Source organism: Microbacterium sp. R86528, assembly GCF_044596335.1.
GTDB lineage: Bacteria > Actinomycetota > Actinomycetes > Actinomycetales > Microbacteriaceae > Microbacterium > Microbacterium marmarense.
In genome coordinates, this window is the sequence record NZ_CP138996.1 from 1,967,105 (window position 1) to 1,983,413 (window position 16,309).

At 62.8% G+C, this 16,309-nt stretch carries 9 protein-coding genes; 4 read left to right on the forward strand and 5 right to left on the reverse strand.

The genetic code is table 11. From position 1 onward, the window contains the following. Nucleotides 1–31 precede the first annotated feature (31 nt). Nucleotides 32–1,474: an argininosuccinate synthase gene (argG, locus tag SJY18_RS09175; RefSeq protein ID WP_396667324.1), complete on the reverse strand. Its 1,443-nt coding sequence runs from the start codon at nt 1,472–1,474 to the stop codon at nt 32–34. A 106-nt stretch (nt 1,475–1,580) separates the two neighbouring features. Here argG and SJY18_RS09180 point away from each other — a divergent pair, with 106 nt between their 5' ends. From SJY18_RS09180 to SJY18_RS09190, 3 genes are all read left to right on the forward strand, one after another. Then, nucleotides 1,581–10,013, forward strand: a complete 8,433-nt coding sequence (locus tag SJY18_RS09180; protein ID WP_396667325.1) for a DUF5979 domain-containing protein — start codon at nt 1,581–1,583, stop codon at nt 10,011–10,013. A gap of 78 nt (nt 10,014–10,091) precedes the next feature. Then, the gene (locus SJY18_RS09185) at nt 10,092–11,378 is read left to right on the forward strand and encodes an adenylosuccinate synthase (protein WP_337336740.1); all 1,287 of its coding nucleotides are present in this window, start codon (nt 10,092–10,094) and stop codon (nt 11,376–11,378) included. Continuing rightward, entirely contained in the window at nt 11,378–12,583 is a 1,206-nt protein-coding gene (locus SJY18_RS09190) for a lactonase family protein (protein ID WP_396667326.1), read from the forward strand. The genes SJY18_RS09185 and SJY18_RS09190 overlap by 1 nt, the downstream gene beginning before the upstream one ends. Nucleotides 12,584–12,594: 11 nt before the next feature. Here SJY18_RS09190 and SJY18_RS09195 read toward each other — a convergent pair whose 3' ends face one another. Beyond that, entirely contained in the window at nt 12,595–13,779 is a 1,185-nt protein-coding gene (locus SJY18_RS09195; RefSeq protein ID WP_337336742.1) for an AI-2E family transporter, read from the reverse strand. A 66-nt stretch (nt 13,780–13,845) separates the two neighbouring features. Here SJY18_RS09195 and SJY18_RS09200 point away from each other — a divergent pair, with 66 nt between their 5' ends. Continuing rightward, nucleotides 13,846–14,139, forward strand: a complete 294-nt coding sequence (locus SJY18_RS09200) for a chorismate mutase (RefSeq protein WP_337336743.1) — start codon at nt 13,846–13,848, stop codon at nt 14,137–14,139. A 37-nt stretch (nt 14,140–14,176) separates the two neighbouring features. Here the strand turns inward: SJY18_RS09200 and SJY18_RS09205 are convergent, their stop codons facing one another. The 3 genes from SJY18_RS09205 to SJY18_RS09215 are packed head-to-tail and all read right to left on the reverse strand — an operon-like array spanning nt 14,177 to nt 16,187. Further along, nucleotides 14,177–14,872, reverse strand: a complete 696-nt coding sequence (locus SJY18_RS09205; protein ID WP_337336744.1) for a hypothetical protein — start codon at nt 14,870–14,872, stop codon at nt 14,177–14,179. Next, nucleotides 14,869–15,786: an ABC transporter ATP-binding protein gene (locus SJY18_RS09210; protein WP_396667327.1), complete on the reverse strand. Its 918-nt coding sequence runs from the start codon at nt 15,784–15,786 to the stop codon at nt 14,869–14,871. Before SJY18_RS09210 ends, SJY18_RS09205 begins: the two co-directional genes overlap by 4 nt. Then, the gene (locus SJY18_RS09215; protein WP_337336746.1) at nt 15,783–16,187 is read right to left on the reverse strand and encodes a GntR family transcriptional regulator; all 405 of its coding nucleotides are present in this window, start codon (nt 16,185–16,187) and stop codon (nt 15,783–15,785) included. The genes SJY18_RS09210 and SJY18_RS09215 overlap by 4 nt, the downstream gene beginning before the upstream one ends. Nucleotides 16,188–16,309 lie beyond the last annotated feature (122 nt).

A 16,309-nucleotide genomic window follows, 5' to 3' on the forward strand; every position in this document is an offset into this window, starting at 1 on the left:
ACTTGCACAGTTATGTGCAAGTTAATGACGGTCAGTCGGTGCCGAAGTCAAAAGCCGAACCCTCGGATGCTTCATCGACGGCGTCAGCGAGTTCTTCGCGCTCGGCGCTCAGCGGCGTCGCGTGTTCGGTGATCTCGCTCGCCGCGCCAGCGGTCACACGGCCAACGAGCTCGCCTGTCGGCCCGCCGATGAGCCCCGCCGAGGCGTAGTACTCAAGCCGAGCCCGTGAGTCAGCGATGTCGAGGTTGCGCATTGTCAGCTGTCCAATGCGGTCGGTGGGTCCGAAAGCGGCGTCGCCGACCCGCTCCATGGAGAGCTTCTCTGGGGAATACGACATGCCGGCCGCCACCGTGTCGAGGATCGTGTAATCCTCGGCGCGACGCAGACGCAGCGTCACCGTGCCGCTGATCGTCGACCCCACCCACTTCTGAATGGACTCGCGCAACATGAGCGACTGTGGCTCAAGCCACCGGCCCTCGTACATCAGACGACCGAGACGACGGCCCTGCTCGTGATAGGTAGCGAGAGTGTCTTCGTTCAGGATGCTGTTCACGAGGCGTTCGTACGCGATGAAGAGCAGAGCCATGCCCGGCGCTTCATAGATGCCGCGCGACTTGGCCTCGATGATGCGGTTCTCAATCTGGTCGCTCATGCCGAGCCCGTGACGCCCGCCGATGCGGTTCGCTTCGAATACCAGCGCAACGGGGTCGGTGAATTCTTGACCGTTGAGCGCAACCGGACGGCCACCGTCGAACGTGATGCTGACGTCTTCGGTTTCGATTTCGACGCTCGGATCCCAGAACTTCACGCCCATGATCGGCTGCACTGTTTCGAGCGAGACGTTGAGGTGCTCGAGCGTCTTGGCTTCGTGGGTGGCTCCCCAGATATTGGCGTCGGTGGAGTAGGCCTTCTCAGCTGAATCGCGATACGGGAAGCCACGCTCAACCAGCCACTCGCTCATCTCTTGACGGCCGCCGAGTTCAGTGACGAAATCGGCGTCGAGCCACGGCTTGTAGATGCGCAGCGCGGGGTTTGCCAGCAGGCCGTACCGGTAGAAGCGTTCGATGTCGTTGCCCTTGTACGTAGAGCCGTCACCCCAGATGTCGACGCCATCGTCTTTCATTGCCCGTACCAGCAAGGTGCCGGTTACAGCGCGACCGAGCGGCGTGGTGTTGAAGTAGGTGCGGCCGCCAGAGCGGATGTGAAACGCGCCACATGCGAGCGCGCCGAAGCCTTCTTCGACCAGCGCCGTCTTGCAGTCGACCAGGCGGGACACCTCAGCGCCGTACTCGAGTGCGCGATCGGGGATTGCCGCAATGTCGTCTTCGTCGGGCTGCCCGAGGTCGCCGGTATAGGTGCAGGGGACGGCGCCCTTCTCGCGCATCCACGCGACCGCTACGGAGGTGTCGAGGCCTCCAGAAAAGGCGATGCCGACGCGTTCGCCGACCGGGAGGGACTGAAGGACCTTGGACATGCGGTTAAGACTATCTTCCACAACCGGCTTATCTTCTCGGCGGCATCGTCGGTATCGTGTCGTGCGTGCGTATTCACCTCGTGGGAAGCCAAAAATGATGCGACAGATGCGACAGATGCGAGCGCGAATAATTGCGTGCGTCGCCACGATCGCGGTCGTGCTGAGCGGAGCTGTCGTTGCCGCCCCTGCTGCCTTTGCGGCAGACGGCGACGTCGAGATCACCAAAACCGCGAGCGTCTCTGAGGTCGCACCGGGTCAGACGTTCAGCTACACCATTGTGGTGTCGTGCACTTCGATCACGACCGGCTGCAACGACGCCGTGCTCACCGACTCGGTGCCGGCCGAACTCATCGTCAACAGCGTCGCCATCGGCGCGGGACTCAGCGGCTCGTCTTCGGTCGACGGTCAAGACGCCGAGGTCGACTTCGACATGCCCACCGCGTCTGGCGGCACGGGACTGCCTGGTGGAACGACCGGGATCGTCACGATCAGCGTCACCGCCCGCGATCCGCTTCCCTATGAACTCAACGGCACCACGCTGACCAACACCGCGGTGACCGATGCGTCGACCCAGACCTCGGGTCCGCTTGACTCTTCTGCTGACGTGACGCTCGTCGTGCCGCTCGACCTCGCCGTCGATACCGCCAAGGTGCTCGATCCGCCGAGCGCAGTGGCGACCCCGGGGCTGCCCGTCACGGCGACGGTGTCGGCGACCAATAGCTCCAACGCGAACGTCGATACCGTGACGCTCACCGACCCGGTCAACCCGACAGCCGCCGACAACCCCTTCGACACCCTTCCGTTCACCGGCATAGGTGCGGTGACGTACCCCGACGGCGCTGAGACCGCCCAGGTGCTGGTCTGGGATGACACCACCGGCTCGTGGGTTGCCGGAGCGGTCGTCACCGCACCGGCGCAGCCGACCGCGCCCGACGACGTCGACCCAGCCGACGTCAAGGGAGTGCAGATCGTGTTCACCAGCACGGTCGATCCTGGTATCGCTGCAGGATCGACCGGCTCTGTCGAGATCGGGATGCAGCATCCCGACGACGTGCAGAGCTTGCCGACGTCGATGGTGACCAACACCGTCGACGGCACCATCGATCTTGACGGCAATACATCCAGTGACGATGCTTCGGCGACGCACGAAGTCGTTGCCGAAGATATCGACATCGCGGCAGCGAAGGTCTTCGACCCCAACGCGGTCGCTGCCGGCGAAGCGAGCACAGCGACCATCACCGCGGGCAACGACAGCGACTTCGCCCTGACCGACATGACGATCACTGAGCCCGCGCTCGGTGAGGGGGGCGACCCCTATGCCGATGGCTTCAACGCGTCGATGGCCTTCGGCGGGTTCACCGAAGGCATCGAATACCCGCAGGGTGCTACCGGCGCGACGATCACGTATTACTACGATGACGGCACATCCGAAGGGCCGTCATCGTTCCCCAGCGGATCCACCCCGGATCCGAGCGGCACGGTCGTGCGGTTCGAGATCACCTTCACGGGAGACATCGAGCCCGGAGCCACTACCGATATCCCCTTCGAGGTCGACACCGATCCTGATCAGGAGGGATATCCGGCCACGCTTACCAACGTAGCGACGGTCGACGGCACCGGTCCTGCCGGTGGCAACGTCGCGGCGGACGCCGATGACGATCTTCTCGTCTACGAGAAGCACCTCGAGACGATCCTGGACAAGTCGATCTATCCGTCTGAGATTCTCGATCGACCGGGCGAATGGGTACTGATCACCCTGACCGGACAGCTGAGTCCGTTCCCCGGGTCGACGACAGACGCCACCGAGATCATCGTGCAAGAACCCCAGACAGTGCCCTATGACGTCAACGGGACATTCTGGGACACCTTCGATGCGACCGAGATCACGAACACGGCGGTGCCGCCGAACACCACCATGACGATCAACTACTGGAACGGCACCGAGTGGGTTCCCCTGCTCGACGCGTCGGGTCAGCCGGTATCGGTAGAGGGTCCGGTCGACGACTTCACGATGGACATCACTCCGGAACAGCAGGCGCAGATCGAAGGGCTGCAGTTCGTCTACACCGCCGATGACGGGTCGTCATTTCCACCCGGCACGACAGTCGCGCCCCACTTCACTGCCGAGATTCGAGACAGTGAACGTGACCCGTCGACGCTGACCGAAGCTCCCGTGACGATCGAGAACTGCGGCACGAGCTCGGCTGGCGGCTCTGACGGCCTGACGTCGGCGTTGGCAGCGACGTCGTCGGACTGTGACGACGTCGAGCTCGATCCGTGGAACCCCGAAGAGGGCCCGGACGTACTCGAGAAGGACATCACCCCCAACACCGTCGTCGCGCGCTCGCAGGCCAACGTCCGCGCCCACCTCTACTGGTCAACCGGTGGTCTGAGCGGTATCGAGCAGATGGTCATCCAGGATGAAGCAGACCCTGCCTCGCTCGCGGGCGACGATGACGCCGACGCCGCAGCGCTCGCCGAGTCGTTCTACGATGCGTTCGACCTCATCAGCATCGATCCCATCACCGCCGACGACGATCCCTACCTGCAGTACGACCAGATCGCCGCGATCGAAATCTGGGATGGTGAATCGTGGCAGCCGATCACGGGTGACCCCTGCCCGTGCGACGGTTCTTTCGAGGGGCTGACCCTCAACGGGGCAGATCGCAGTGCGGCACTCGGCGTGCGCGTGATCTTCGAAGAAGGCAGCGGTCGGATGGATTCCACCGACCCCACTGCGCCGCCGGTCGGCAGCGGAGTAACGCGCTCGAGCGGCAATGACCGCGAGGTCTCTTTGCACTTCCGGCTGCGTGACGAGCGTCGCTCAGACGGGGAGCCCGTGATGGGATATCTCGATTACAACGTCGACGACGGCGACGACGCGATCGGCACAGTGCTCGATGTCGCGAACGCGAGCGGCACCGACGCCGAAGGTGACGTCATCGTCGACTCCGACGATTCCGACACGATCGCAATCCTCGACGTGCCGCTGAACGTCGACCTCACCAAGACCTGGTCGAACAGCCCGTTCGGTCTTCCGATCGAGGGGAGTACACAGGCGCAGTATCCGACAGGTCGCGTGACCCTCGATGTCGTGAACTCGACCGCCACGAAGGTCGACCAGCTGACCATCCAAGATCCGATGCCTGGAGCATCTGAGACCCCGTTCGAGTACTTCGACCTGCTCACCTTTCGCCAGATCGACAATCCCGCCGGCTCAGACGCGTCGCTCACGACCGTCACCTTGGCGCGTGATGAAGACGGTGACGGCGTCGCCGATACGTCGTCGGTGCTCGACCGTGACGAAGCTCTCGCACTGGATGCTGCAACGCTGGCGAATGTCGTCGGGGTGACGGTCGACTTCTTCGGCCGCATCGACTCCGATGCTCATGGCGTTGTCGTCATGGACCTGCGCCTTCGCACCGAAACCCGTGCGACTGACGTGGTGCTGGATTCAACGACCGACCCGGTTCCTGATCCGCTCACCAATGTCGCCCTGGCGACCGTCAGCGACGCTGGAGGTGGAGTCGACGGACAGAACGTGACCGAGGCTGAGGCCGATGCCACTGTCGAGTTCGACCAGCTGAGCCTCGAAGTCGCGGGCGAGAAGGTGTTCACTCCAGACGCCCAGACCGAGCCCGACAACGACCCCGTGACGATGACGCTCTCGGTGCAGCCGCAGGGCTCCGCGCGAACTGGTGCTACGCGCATCGTCGACCGAGATGACACGTTTTGGAACGCGTTCGACTATGTCGGTATCGATCAGTCGGTTACCTTCACTGAGCCCATCAACCGCGTGCGGATGGACGTTCTGCGCGATGTGACGTACACCGATGTCTTCGGTCAATTGATCACGACAGGCGGAACCTGGACCAACGGCATCGCCCAGACCGAGGCGGAGTTTCTTGCAGACCCGTTGCCCGCCGGGCTTGACGCCGCCGATGTCAGGGGCGTGAGGTTCACGTTCTTCCAGCTGAACGATGACGGCGAGTTCGCGCAGTGGGAGAACCCCACTGATCCTCGCCAAGATGTGCCGGTGATCGTCGAACGTCGTTCACAGTTGCGCTCCGGGGGCGAGGTGCCCACAGACCGAAGCGATCTCGACCCGGCGCCGGGCGAAGCAGCGCCAGGTGAGTTCGCCAACGACATCGACGTCTATGCCTGCGCGATTCTCGATACCGTCTGCGAGTCTGAGGACCCCGATAACCCGAATCTCGTGCACGCCGAAGCATCCGACACCATCTATTACGAGCACCTGCCGAGCTCGGTGACGATCGAGAAGTCCCCCGTCGAGGGAAGCCAGGTGCTGCCCGGTGCGGTCATTCCGTACACGATCTCGGTGACCAATGACGGCGAATGGCCCATCGAGAACCCCGTGATCACCGACACCCCCGATGCTGGGCTGCTCGAGTTGAACCCGGATGCCGGTGCCGACGGTCCCTATAGCTATTCCTTGACGGGCACAGCGCAGGATTCGACCGGTCTGCCGATGCCGGTCGACACCGCCGATGTCGCTGTCACTGTGGTGGACAACGTGTATACCTTCCGGTTTGCTGACGGGACCAATCTTGAAGTCGGTGAGACCTACACGATCACTATCGACATGGTGACGGTCCCCGGCGTGGCGGCAAACACTGTGATCAACAACAGCGCCGACGTTTCGGGCGACCGCATCTTCGACGAATGCAACGGCTCGGGGCCCGACACCGATACGTGCAGCACCGACACCGAGGTGCAGGTGCTGTCTGCCGGCGCGGCGCGCTCTGGCAAACTCGTGCGCACGCTCGATCCCGAGCTCGGCCAGTTCACCTCTCCATCAGGTGAGGACTGCGGACCTGTATCGTCCGATGTGCTCGACCCTGACGCAGAGGGCTTCTACACCGCCATGTGTGTGCCGATTTCGAAGCCCGGTGGAGTCGTGGAATGGAGAATGGCGATCGCGAACACGGGAAACATCCCGATGGATCGCGTGATGCTGGTGGATCGCATTCCCACTCCCGGCGACACCGGCGCGATCAGTTCGATAGAACGCGACAGCCAGTGGACGCCCATCTTCGTTCCCGGCAGCATCGAGATCGTCAACCGTACGCCGCTGTCGTGGAGCTACCGGGTGTCGACGGGAGACGTATGCACCGATGACCTCGCGACGACGTCAACGGGCGCCTGCGCAGTCGGTGACTGGGTCGACGTAAGCGAGGTAGCGGACCCGGCGACGATCACCGGTATCGAAGTGGTGATGGACTTGTCAGACGACCCGCTCGAGCCAGGTGAAGTAGTGCTGGTCGATGGCCGCACCTACACGCCAGCAGTGTCTGAGACCGCGGGCACGAACACGATCGCGTGGAACACGGTTGCGACCGGTGCGCACCTCACGCTTGAGCAGAGCAGCGGATCGCAGGACATGGTTCCCGTCGAAGGCACGAAGACGGGTGTCGCTCTGGCTACCGGCGACCTCGAGGTGCTCAAGACCGTGAGCGGGCCAGGAGCATCGTTCGCCCCCGACCCGTTGACGGTGTCTCTGCAGTGCGTCTCGGCGGCGGGGACGCCAGTCGAGGCCGAGCTTGATCCGATCGTGTTGCAGCTCAGCCCAGGCGAGCCTCAGACGGTCGAGAATCTGCCGTATGGCGCAGAGTGCGAGATCGTCGAGGGCGACAATGGTCAGGTCTCGTCGTCGGGAACCGGCGGCGTCGTCGCCGGGCCGGACAATTCCGAGCAAGTCGGACAGGCGACCCTCGACAACTTCTACGATCTAGCCGGCCTTGAGATCTTCAAGTCCGTCGAATCCGATGCGGTCGACCAGGACGCCAACCCGATCGACTACGGACCGTTCAGCGTCGCAGTCACCTGCACTTTCAACGGGCAGACCGTGCTGGCGGAGGGTTACGTGGTCAGCCCAATGCTCGTCTCGATCGATGTTGGTGATCCTGCCGCGCTCACCGGGTTGCCTGCGAACGCGAGCTGCTCGGTGGTTGAGACCGACACAGATGGGGCAGCAAGCACGACGACCACTGCCTCCAATGCCAACGGTGACGTGCCCTCGACCGGCGCTACTTCGACCACGATCACCCTTACTCCCGGCGAAGGCAACGCGGTGACGAACGAGGTTGCCTTCGAGAACGTCTTCGGCGACGGTTCGCTTGTTCTGAGCAAGGTTGTAGAACCGCTCGACTCGCCGTTCGCGGAGGGGCCGTACGTGTTGCAGGTCGACTGCACGCTCGACGGAGACACGACGTGGTCTGGCGAGGTCGTGCTCGGGCCCGACGCCGCGGATTCAGGGGTGCCCGCAACAGTGCAGATCGATCAGATCGCGGCTGGTTCGGAGTGCTCGATCGTGGAAACCGACGATGGCAACGCCACGTCGACGATCATCGAGTTCTCTCCGACCACGATCGTCGACGACGAGGCGGTTGATGTGGTGATCACCAATACATTCGCCGAGGGCAGCGCGACGGTGAAGAAGACCTTCGACGGCGATTCGAGTTGGGCCGACTCCTCCTACGAGGTCACAATCACGTGCATTGACATCGGCAGTGGGCAGTTGTTTGTGGACATTCCCGGTGGTGATGTGCGCACGCTGTCGGACTCGAACGCTTTCACCGCGACCTATGAGCGGCTTCCCGCCGGTGCCTACTGCATTCTCAGCGAGACAGACCCGGGCAATTCCGTCAGCAACGTGATCTATGACGACGTGACCGGAGAGCCGGTGAGCTTCTGGCAGGTGCAGGGCGAGGTTGAGCGATCCTTCACGGTCGTGAATACCTTCGAAGTTGGCAGTATCACAGTCACAAAAGAGACATCTGGCGACGGTGCGGGGCTTTGGGACGACGCTGAGTTCACCGTTTCGCTGGCGTGTACCGCCGAGATCGATGGGGTGGTTGCAGATATCGATATTCCCGGTGGTCCGACTCGCACCTTCACCGTCGGCGAGACCGTGAGCTACGAGGCGCTGCCGCCCGGTGCCGAATGCGTCGTCACCGAAACCGACGACGGTGGAGCAACCGCGTCGAGCATCTCGCCGAACAATGGCGAGGTCGTTGTCGGGGGACCTGGGGCGCCGGTCGCCGTCACTGTAGACAACACCTTTGACCTCGGTGAGATCGTGGTGACCAAGACAGTATCGGGCGAGGCTGCCGAGTGGGCGACGCCGGCAAGCTTTACGGTCGAGCTTTCGTGCACATTCAATGGTGCGACGATTGTGATCCCAGGCGGAGCTTCTCGCGATCTCGCAGCGGCCACCGGCATGACCGCCACTTACCAAGATCTGCCCGACGGCGCAGCATGTGTGCTGGCTGAGACCGATCAAGCGAATGCCTCAGAGGTGACGTTCACGCCGGCCGACGGCGCCGTCATTGTCGAACCCGGCGCATCGGTGTCGATTGGCGTTGATAACCGCTACGACGTCGGCGGGATCGATGTGCGCAAGGTGATCATCGGTGAGGGCTCGGAATACGGCTCGCAGACGACGTTCTGGGTTCACCTTTCGTGCACCTGGGAGCTTCAGGGCGAGACCATCGAGATCGATGTTCCCGGAACAGCGCTGCGTGCGCTGAATGCCGACAACGACTATCGCAACAGCTATCAAGGTCTGCCGAATGGAGCGGAGTGCTCGCTTACTGAAACCGATACCGGCGGGGCTGGCAGCGTGTTCATCCTCCCGCTGAGCGGTTCAGTCACGGTCGAAGAGAACACGTCGGTCGACATGTTCGTGGTCAACGTGTTCCGCTCCGGCGATCTCGTCATTCAAAAGGACGTCGTAGGAAGTGGCGCAGCAGATTTCGGGCAGGGTCCCTTCACTGTTCACGTGCGTTGTGTGATGACCACCGGCACCGTGCTGCCATTCGTGGTCTACGACGAAGAGATCATTCTCGGCGGCGATCAACCGCTTGAGGTGACGATCACGGGTATTCCGACCGGCTCAAGCTGTCACATCTCCGAGACGGATGCGGCAGGCGCCAACGAAAGCACGGTCGAGCCAAAACAGGTGATCATCGGTGGCCCGACAGACGACCCCGTGCGCGTTGTGGTCACCAACACCTTCTTGAGCGGCTCGGTCACCGTCGAAAAGCGGGTGAGCGGTGAGGGAGCTGACCAACGCGGAGAGGGCCCGTTCGAGGTGACCATGCAATGCATCGATCCGAGCGATGGAAGCATCGTGCCGAACATCGTGGGCGGCGCAGTCAGAACGCTCGACTCGAGCAACGACTACACCACCAGCTACGAATCAATTCAGGCGGGCACTAGGTGTGGGCTCGTCGAGACCGACACGGGCGGAGCCGATTCGACGCAGCTGTACGATGCGGACGGCAACGTGATCCCACAGATCAGTCTCACGAGTGTCTCCGACAGTGCGGCAGCAGACGACGGCTATTTCGAGATCTATGGCGATACCGCGCTGTCGTTCACACTCGAGAACACCTTCGAGCCGCCACTGCCGGCGACCGGTCTCGATTCTCGAGCGGTATCGATCGCGTCGTCGCTTGCCGTACTCGTGATCGGGATGGGCGTTCTGCTGATCGTGCGACGCCGTCGCGAGGTCTGACCTCCGACGCTCTTAGGTCGAGACGGTGCGCCCCGGATAGGATGGGGTGTAACCGTCTCGACTACGGGGGGAAGACCTATGCCAGGCATTGTGATCGTCGGAGTGCAGTGGGGTGACGAGGGCAAGGGCAAGGCCACTGATCTTCTCGGTGACCGAACCGATTGGGTCGTCAAGTTCAACGGCGGCAACAACGCCGGCCACACGGTCGTCATTGGCGACAAAAAGTACGCGCTGCACCTGCTGCCGAGCGGCATTCTCTCGCCGGGAGTGAACGCGGTGATCGGCAACGGCGTGGTTGTCGACCCCGAAGTGCTGTTCGCCGAACTCGATGCACTGAAAGCCCGAGGACTCGACACTTCGCGACTGCGGGTGAGTGCCAACGCGCACCTCATCACGCAATACCACCGCACACTCGACCGTGTGACCGAGCGCTTCTTGGGCAAGCGTCAGATCGGCACCACCGGTCGAGGCATCGGCCCCGCCTACGCCGACAAGATCAACCGCGTCGGTATTCGGGTGCAAGACATCTTCGACGAGAACATCCTTCGCCAGAAGGTTGAAGGTGCGCTCGACCAGAAGAACCACCTGCTGGTGAAGCTCTTCAACCGCCGCGCCATTACCGCCGACGAAGTCGTCGACGAATTGCTGTCGTACGCACCCAGGCTCAAACCGATGGTGGCTGACACCGGACTGCTGCTCGACAACGCGCTCTCCAACGGAGATGTGGTCGTTTTCGAGGGTGGCCAGGCCACCATGCTCGACGTCGACCACGGCACCTACCCGTTCGTGACCTCATCTTCGGCGACCGCGGGTGGAGCATCCACCGGTTCGGGTGTCGGGCCGAACCGTCTCGACCGCATTGTCGGCATCGTGAAGGCGTACACAACCCGCGTCGGATCGGGACCGTTCCCCACGGAACTCTTCGACGAAAACGGCGACTTCCTTCGTTCGCGCGGTTTCGAATTCGGCACGACCACGGGCCGCCCTCGTCGAGTCGGCTGGTACGACGCCCCGATCACGCGGTACGCGACCCGCATCAACGGCATCACCGACCTCGTGCTCACCAAGCTCGACATTCTGAGTGGGCTCGAGCAGATTCCCGTGTGTGTCGCCTACGACGTCGATGGCGAACGCTTCGACGAGGTGCCGGTCAATCAGTCCGACTTTCACCACGCGACGCCGATTCTCGAGTACCACCCCGGATGGCAGGGCGATATCTCGGGGGCGCGCACCTTCGAAGAACTTCCGATCGAGGCACAGAACTACGTGCTCGCACTCGAGGCCATGAGCGGCACCCGAATCTCGGTCATCGGGGTGGGGCCGGCTCGCGATGCAGTCATCGTGCGCCACGATCTCGTCGACTGATGGCGCGGTTCTGGCTCGGCGGCTATGCGGCTGGCGCTGGGGGCATTGCCTCGGGAATCAGCACGCTCGTGGCGGGCGATGTTGACTCAGAGTCAGCAGGCGGGCCGCTTTCTTTCGGCGGCGAGGTTGCGGCGGCATCACGATCGCCATCGTGGATCAGCGCGCATCCCACTCTCGATGTCGTATATGCCGCCCTTGAAGGCGCGGGGTCCGTGCAGGCATATCGCCGCACCGGCGAGTCTTCCTTCGCGCCGCTCGGCACAGCGGTCGAGGCAGGCGAAAGCGTCTGTCACGTCGCCGTCGCGCCAAACGGGTTGTCGTTGATCGCCAGTTGCTGGAGTGATGGCCGGGTCGTTCGGATGAGCCTGGATGCCGCTGGTCGCCCATCGAGCCCGACTCTGGGTGCTCCTGCGGCAGACCCGTACGCGCTCAATGCGTCGCCGGAACCGCAGCCCGATTCCGGCGCCGACCTCGCGCAGGCGACCCGTGCGCTCCGCGCGGCAGCCGGATCTGAATTCTCGCATCTCATTCCCGATCACGATGGCCCCATCGACAATGTGCCCGGTGTCGAGCAGGTCCCGGCCGACGCCCCAGGGGTGGCAGCATCCCGACCGTCACGCACCCATCAGGCAGCGTTCGTGCGTGACGGCCTGATCGCGACCACAGATATGGGTCTTGACCTCGTCAGGTTCTGGCGCATGGTCGATTCGCAACTGCAGTTCGTGCAGCAGGTCGTGCTTCCGCTTGGCAGCGGCCCACGGCACATGGTGTGGCATCCGAGCGGGCATCTGTACGTTGTCGCAGAGCTCAGCTGCGAGATCTTCGCGCTCGCCCCCGACATCACGGGCAAGTGGCGACTCGTGGCGGGATCCCAGCTCGGTGCGGGAATCTTGCCCGGTGATACCGCCGCTGAACTTGCCCCATCTCGCGACGGCGAGTTTCTCTACGCGGGCGTGCGCGGCAGTAATACCCTCGCGACAATCCGCGTGCGCGGTGCCGGCGATGCGCTGGCTCCGGTCGCGGTTGTTGAGGCGGGCGTGAACTGGCCCCGCCACCACGTGGTCGTGCGTGACACGCTGCTGGTCGCCGGTCAGTTCTCAAACGACATTGCTTCGCTCACCCTCGACACACGCACTGGCGTGCCTTCTGCGGTGCGACACCGGGTTGAAGCGCCGTCGCCGACCTGCCTGCTCGCTGCGCGGTAGCGCGCGGGCCGCTAGACCTTTGCGTCTTGCCGGGGAATCAATACCTGTTTGATGATGAGCAGGATAGAAGCCGTGACCGGAACAGCGACAAGCGCTCCGAGAAGGCCGAGCAGTGTGCCACCGATCAGCGCTCCGATGACAACGAGCGCGCCGGGAATCTCGATGGCCTTGCTCATCACCTTCGGCGTGATCACGTAGGCCTCGATCTGGATGTAGACGAGGTAGCACAGCGCGAAGATCAGCGCCGAGATCGGGCTGGTGAACACCGCGAGCACCGATGCGACGATCCAGTAGAGTACGGGGCCGACGAGCGGGATGATCGTAATGCAGAAGGCGAGCACGCCCATAAGCAACGGGAAGGGCAGACCCAGCACGAGGTGCAGCGTGAAAGCCACGAGCGAATTGAAGAAGGCCAGCACGACCATGCCCATCAGGTAGTCACCGACCGAATCGGTGATCTCGTTGGTCATCGCACTCACCTTCGGCCGGTTGCGCGCGGGTGCAAAGCGGGCGAGCGCTTCTTTCATGGGCTCCAGCGAAACCACGAAGTACAGCGTCAGGACAACGACGATGAGCAGACCTGAAATGCCGGTCGCAATGCTGACGCCGACCTGCAACGCGCCGCCGCCGATCTTCGCGATGTTCGACGGGTTGGTGAAGAAGGTTTCAGCCTCGGTGAGCAGTCCCGACAGCCCGGTGCCGAAGATGCCTTCTAGCCAGTGGAAGAAGTCGGAGTTCTGAAAGTTCGAGATGGTCGTGGGCAGGTCGGTCACGAACTGAGTGATCTGCTGCACCAGGGTTGGGATGATCAACCACAGAATGCCCACGAAGGCGACGGTGAGCGTGAGAAACACGATCGTGACTCCCCAGCCACGAGCCACGTTGTGGCGCTCAAGACGCTTCAGGATGGGATCGATCCCGAGCGCAGCGAAGAGCGCGAACGCAATGTAGATGATGATCGTGACGAGATTCGAGATGGCGAGTCCCAACACCAGCGCCGCCAAACCGCCGAGCGTGAGCATGAACCCCACCCCAAACGGGCCGTCCAGCCTTGCCCAGAATCGGGCAGTCGGCGCCTCGGGGTAGGTCGACAGGGCGGTTGAGCCCGCGTCTGCACCTGCACTGACGTGGGCGCTATCTGTCCCCGCTGCGGCAGACGCGGCAAGAGGGGTCGACTCAGGTGTGCCATCGCTCATGGTTTCACCTTAGTGGGCACTCGGCTGACGCTCAGGTATCCTCGACATTTGAGGGGAGGACCACCCATGAACGAAGACCCGACACTCACGCTGAAGCGCCTCCGCGGCAGCATCGACAACGTCGACGCTGCACTGATGTATCTCCTTGCGGAGCGCTTCAAGGCCACCAAGCAGGTAGGTGTGCTGAAAGCAGAGCATGGGATGCCGCCGTCTGACCCTGCCCGCGAAGAGCAGCAGGTCGCGCGCTTGCGCCAGCTCGCTCTCGACGCAGAGCTTGATCCCGAGTTTGCCGAGAAGTGGTTCAACTTCGTCGTCGCCGAGGTTATTCGCCACCACACCGAAGCAGCCGACGGCCACTGAGTCTTCTCAAGTGGCCGTCGGCTGCAGGTGACACCCGCTAGGGCGTGGCGCGGCGCAGCGTCAAGAAGGCGACTAGCGAAGTTACCGCCAGCAGCACCACGCCCCACAGCGATAGCCCCACGGCGCCCAACTCATTGATCCACGTGAACACTGCGGCCCAGGCGTCGAGCTGTCCGATGACGAACATTGCAAAGACGACGACCACGGCGAGTCCCACGAGCGCTACCGTCAACCCGAGACCGCCGAAACGTCGGTAGACGGTTGCGAACCACAGTCCGGTGATGAAGAACAGCATTGCAGTGACGAAGTACACGAACGCGGCGCCCACCGGACCGCTCTCCCACACCCATTCGAGGTAGAAGAACCAGCCGTTCAGCCCCCACCCGTCGGTGGCGAGCTCGATGAGTCCTCCGACGACGAACACGGCAGCGAGTGCGATCGAGGCCAGCATGGCTGCAAGCAGCGTGCCGCCTAGAAATTCGCGTCTCGTGACGCTCATGGCCTGCGAGAAAGGGAATGTCATCGTGAGAGCTTGGATTCCCACCGCGAAGAAGTACCACAGCGGCGCCTGCGCGCCGCCGCCTACTTTGGGGCCATCGACTCCGGCAGCGATGAGAATGCCGTAGATCGCGAGGGTGATGGCAAATGCGCTTGCCAGAATGATCAGCGGGATCCAGACGTAGGTCTGCTTGTTGATGAACTGCATTCGGACGACGTTCACTGTGCGGCTCATCGCATTGCTCCTTCGCCGAGAGAGGTCTGTTCATCGGTGTTACCGCTGGCGTGCTGCGTCATGCGAACGATCAGCTGCTGCAGTGACACCGGCGCGACATCGAGGCCCGTCGCCGCGAGACGTGCGCGATCTTCGCCGGTCAGAGCGCCCAGCACCGTCACGGAGGCTACGCGGCCGAGGCTCTCACGATGAATCACCTCGCGCTCGCCGATGAATGCGTCAACTGCTGCAGCATCGCCGACGATGTTCGCCGCGCGGTCACGCGTAGCATCCGTGCTCTCGTCCATGATGATCTGGCCCTTGTCGATGACGAGTACGCGTTCGATCAGGTGCGACACTTCGTCGATCAGGTGGCTCGACAGAATCACGGTTCGTGGATGCTCGGCATAGTCCTCGAGCAGGCGATCGTAGAAGATCTGGCGAGCGACGGCATCCAGACCCAGGTAGGGCTCATCGAAGAACGTGATCTCGGCGCGCGACGCGAGACCAATGATCACGCCAACCGCCGACAGCTGCCCGCGCGAGAGCTTCTTGATGCGTGTCTTCTTGGGGAGCTGGAAGTCCTCGACCAGCCGATCGGCCAACTCTTGGCTCCAGTGCGGAAAGAACAGTGCCGCCATGCGGAACGCGTGCGAGGGCAGCGCATCGTCAGGGTACTTCTGGCTCTCGCGAACGAAGCACATCCGCTTGAGCACGTCAGCGTTCTCGTAGGGCTCCTCGCCAAAGATCTTGACGCTGCCAGACGTGCGAAAGTTCTGCGCAGTGAGGATCGACATCACCGTTGTCTTGCCGGCGCCGTTTCGGCCGAGCAGGCCGTAGATCGTGTCTTTCTCGATGGTGAAGCTGACATTGTCAACCGCGGTGACTTCGCGGTATCGCTTGGTGAGGTCGGTGACCTCGATGACTGCAGTCATCGTGCAGGTCCTTCCTGGATTGAGTCGGATGTAGGTGTGACAGCAGAAGCTGCTCGTGACTGAATGAGTGCGGCAAGGTCATCGCTGCTCAGGCCGAGCTTGCGAGCTTCGCCGATGAGCGGGTCGATGAATCGCAGCGCGAAGCGCGCTTGGCGCTCTTCAAGGAGCAGGATTCGTGCGTTCGCCGCCACGAACATGCCGATGCCTCGGCGCTTGTAGAGAATGCCTTTGTCGACGAGGAGGGCAATGCCCTTGGCTGCCGTAGCGGGGTTGATGCGGTGGAATGCGGCAAGCTCGTTCGTCGACGGAGCCTGTGCCTCTGGGGCCAGGCTGCCGTCGATGATCGAGTCTTCGACACTCTCTGCAATCTGCAGGAAGAGTGCACGGCCATCTTCGATCACGGCGCCTCCGTTGGTTGGTTACTTACTTGACTAACTAACCATGCAACAGGGATCGCGCTGTTGTCAACCCCGCCGTATGACGAGCGTGGTCTTCATCGCTCGCGCGGGGTCGACAGCTGGCA

Bases quoted from the DNA above. Each gene is read 5' to 3' on its own strand.
- SJY18_RS09190 (WP_396667326.1), top strand. From the start codon at position 11,378: ATGGCGCGGTTCTGGCTCGGCGGCTATGCGGCTGGCGCTGGGGGCATT.
- SJY18_RS09195 (WP_337336742.1), bottom strand. From the start codon at position 13,779: ATGAGCGATGGCACACCTGAGTCGACCCCTCTTGCCGCGTCTGCCGCA.
- SJY18_RS09185 (WP_337336740.1), top strand. From the start codon at position 10,092: ATGCCAGGCATTGTGATCGTCGGAGTGCAGTGGGGTGACGAGGGCAAG.
- SJY18_RS09210 (WP_396667327.1), bottom strand. From the start codon at position 15,786: ATGACTGCAGTCATCGAGGTCACCGACCTCACCAAGCGATACCGCGAA.
- SJY18_RS09205 (WP_337336744.1), bottom strand. From the start codon at position 14,872: ATGAGCCGCACAGTGAACGTCGTCCGAATGCAGTTCATCAACAAGCAG.
- SJY18_RS09180 (WP_396667325.1), top strand. From the start codon at position 1,581: ATGCGACAGATGCGAGCGCGAATAATTGCGTGCGTCGCCACGATCGCG.
- argG (WP_396667324.1), bottom strand. From the start codon at position 1,474: ATGTCCAAGGTCCTTCAGTCCCTCCCGGTCGGCGAACGCGTCGGCATC.
- SJY18_RS09200 (WP_337336743.1), top strand. From the start codon at position 13,846: ATGAACGAAGACCCGACACTCACGCTGAAGCGCCTCCGCGGCAGCATC.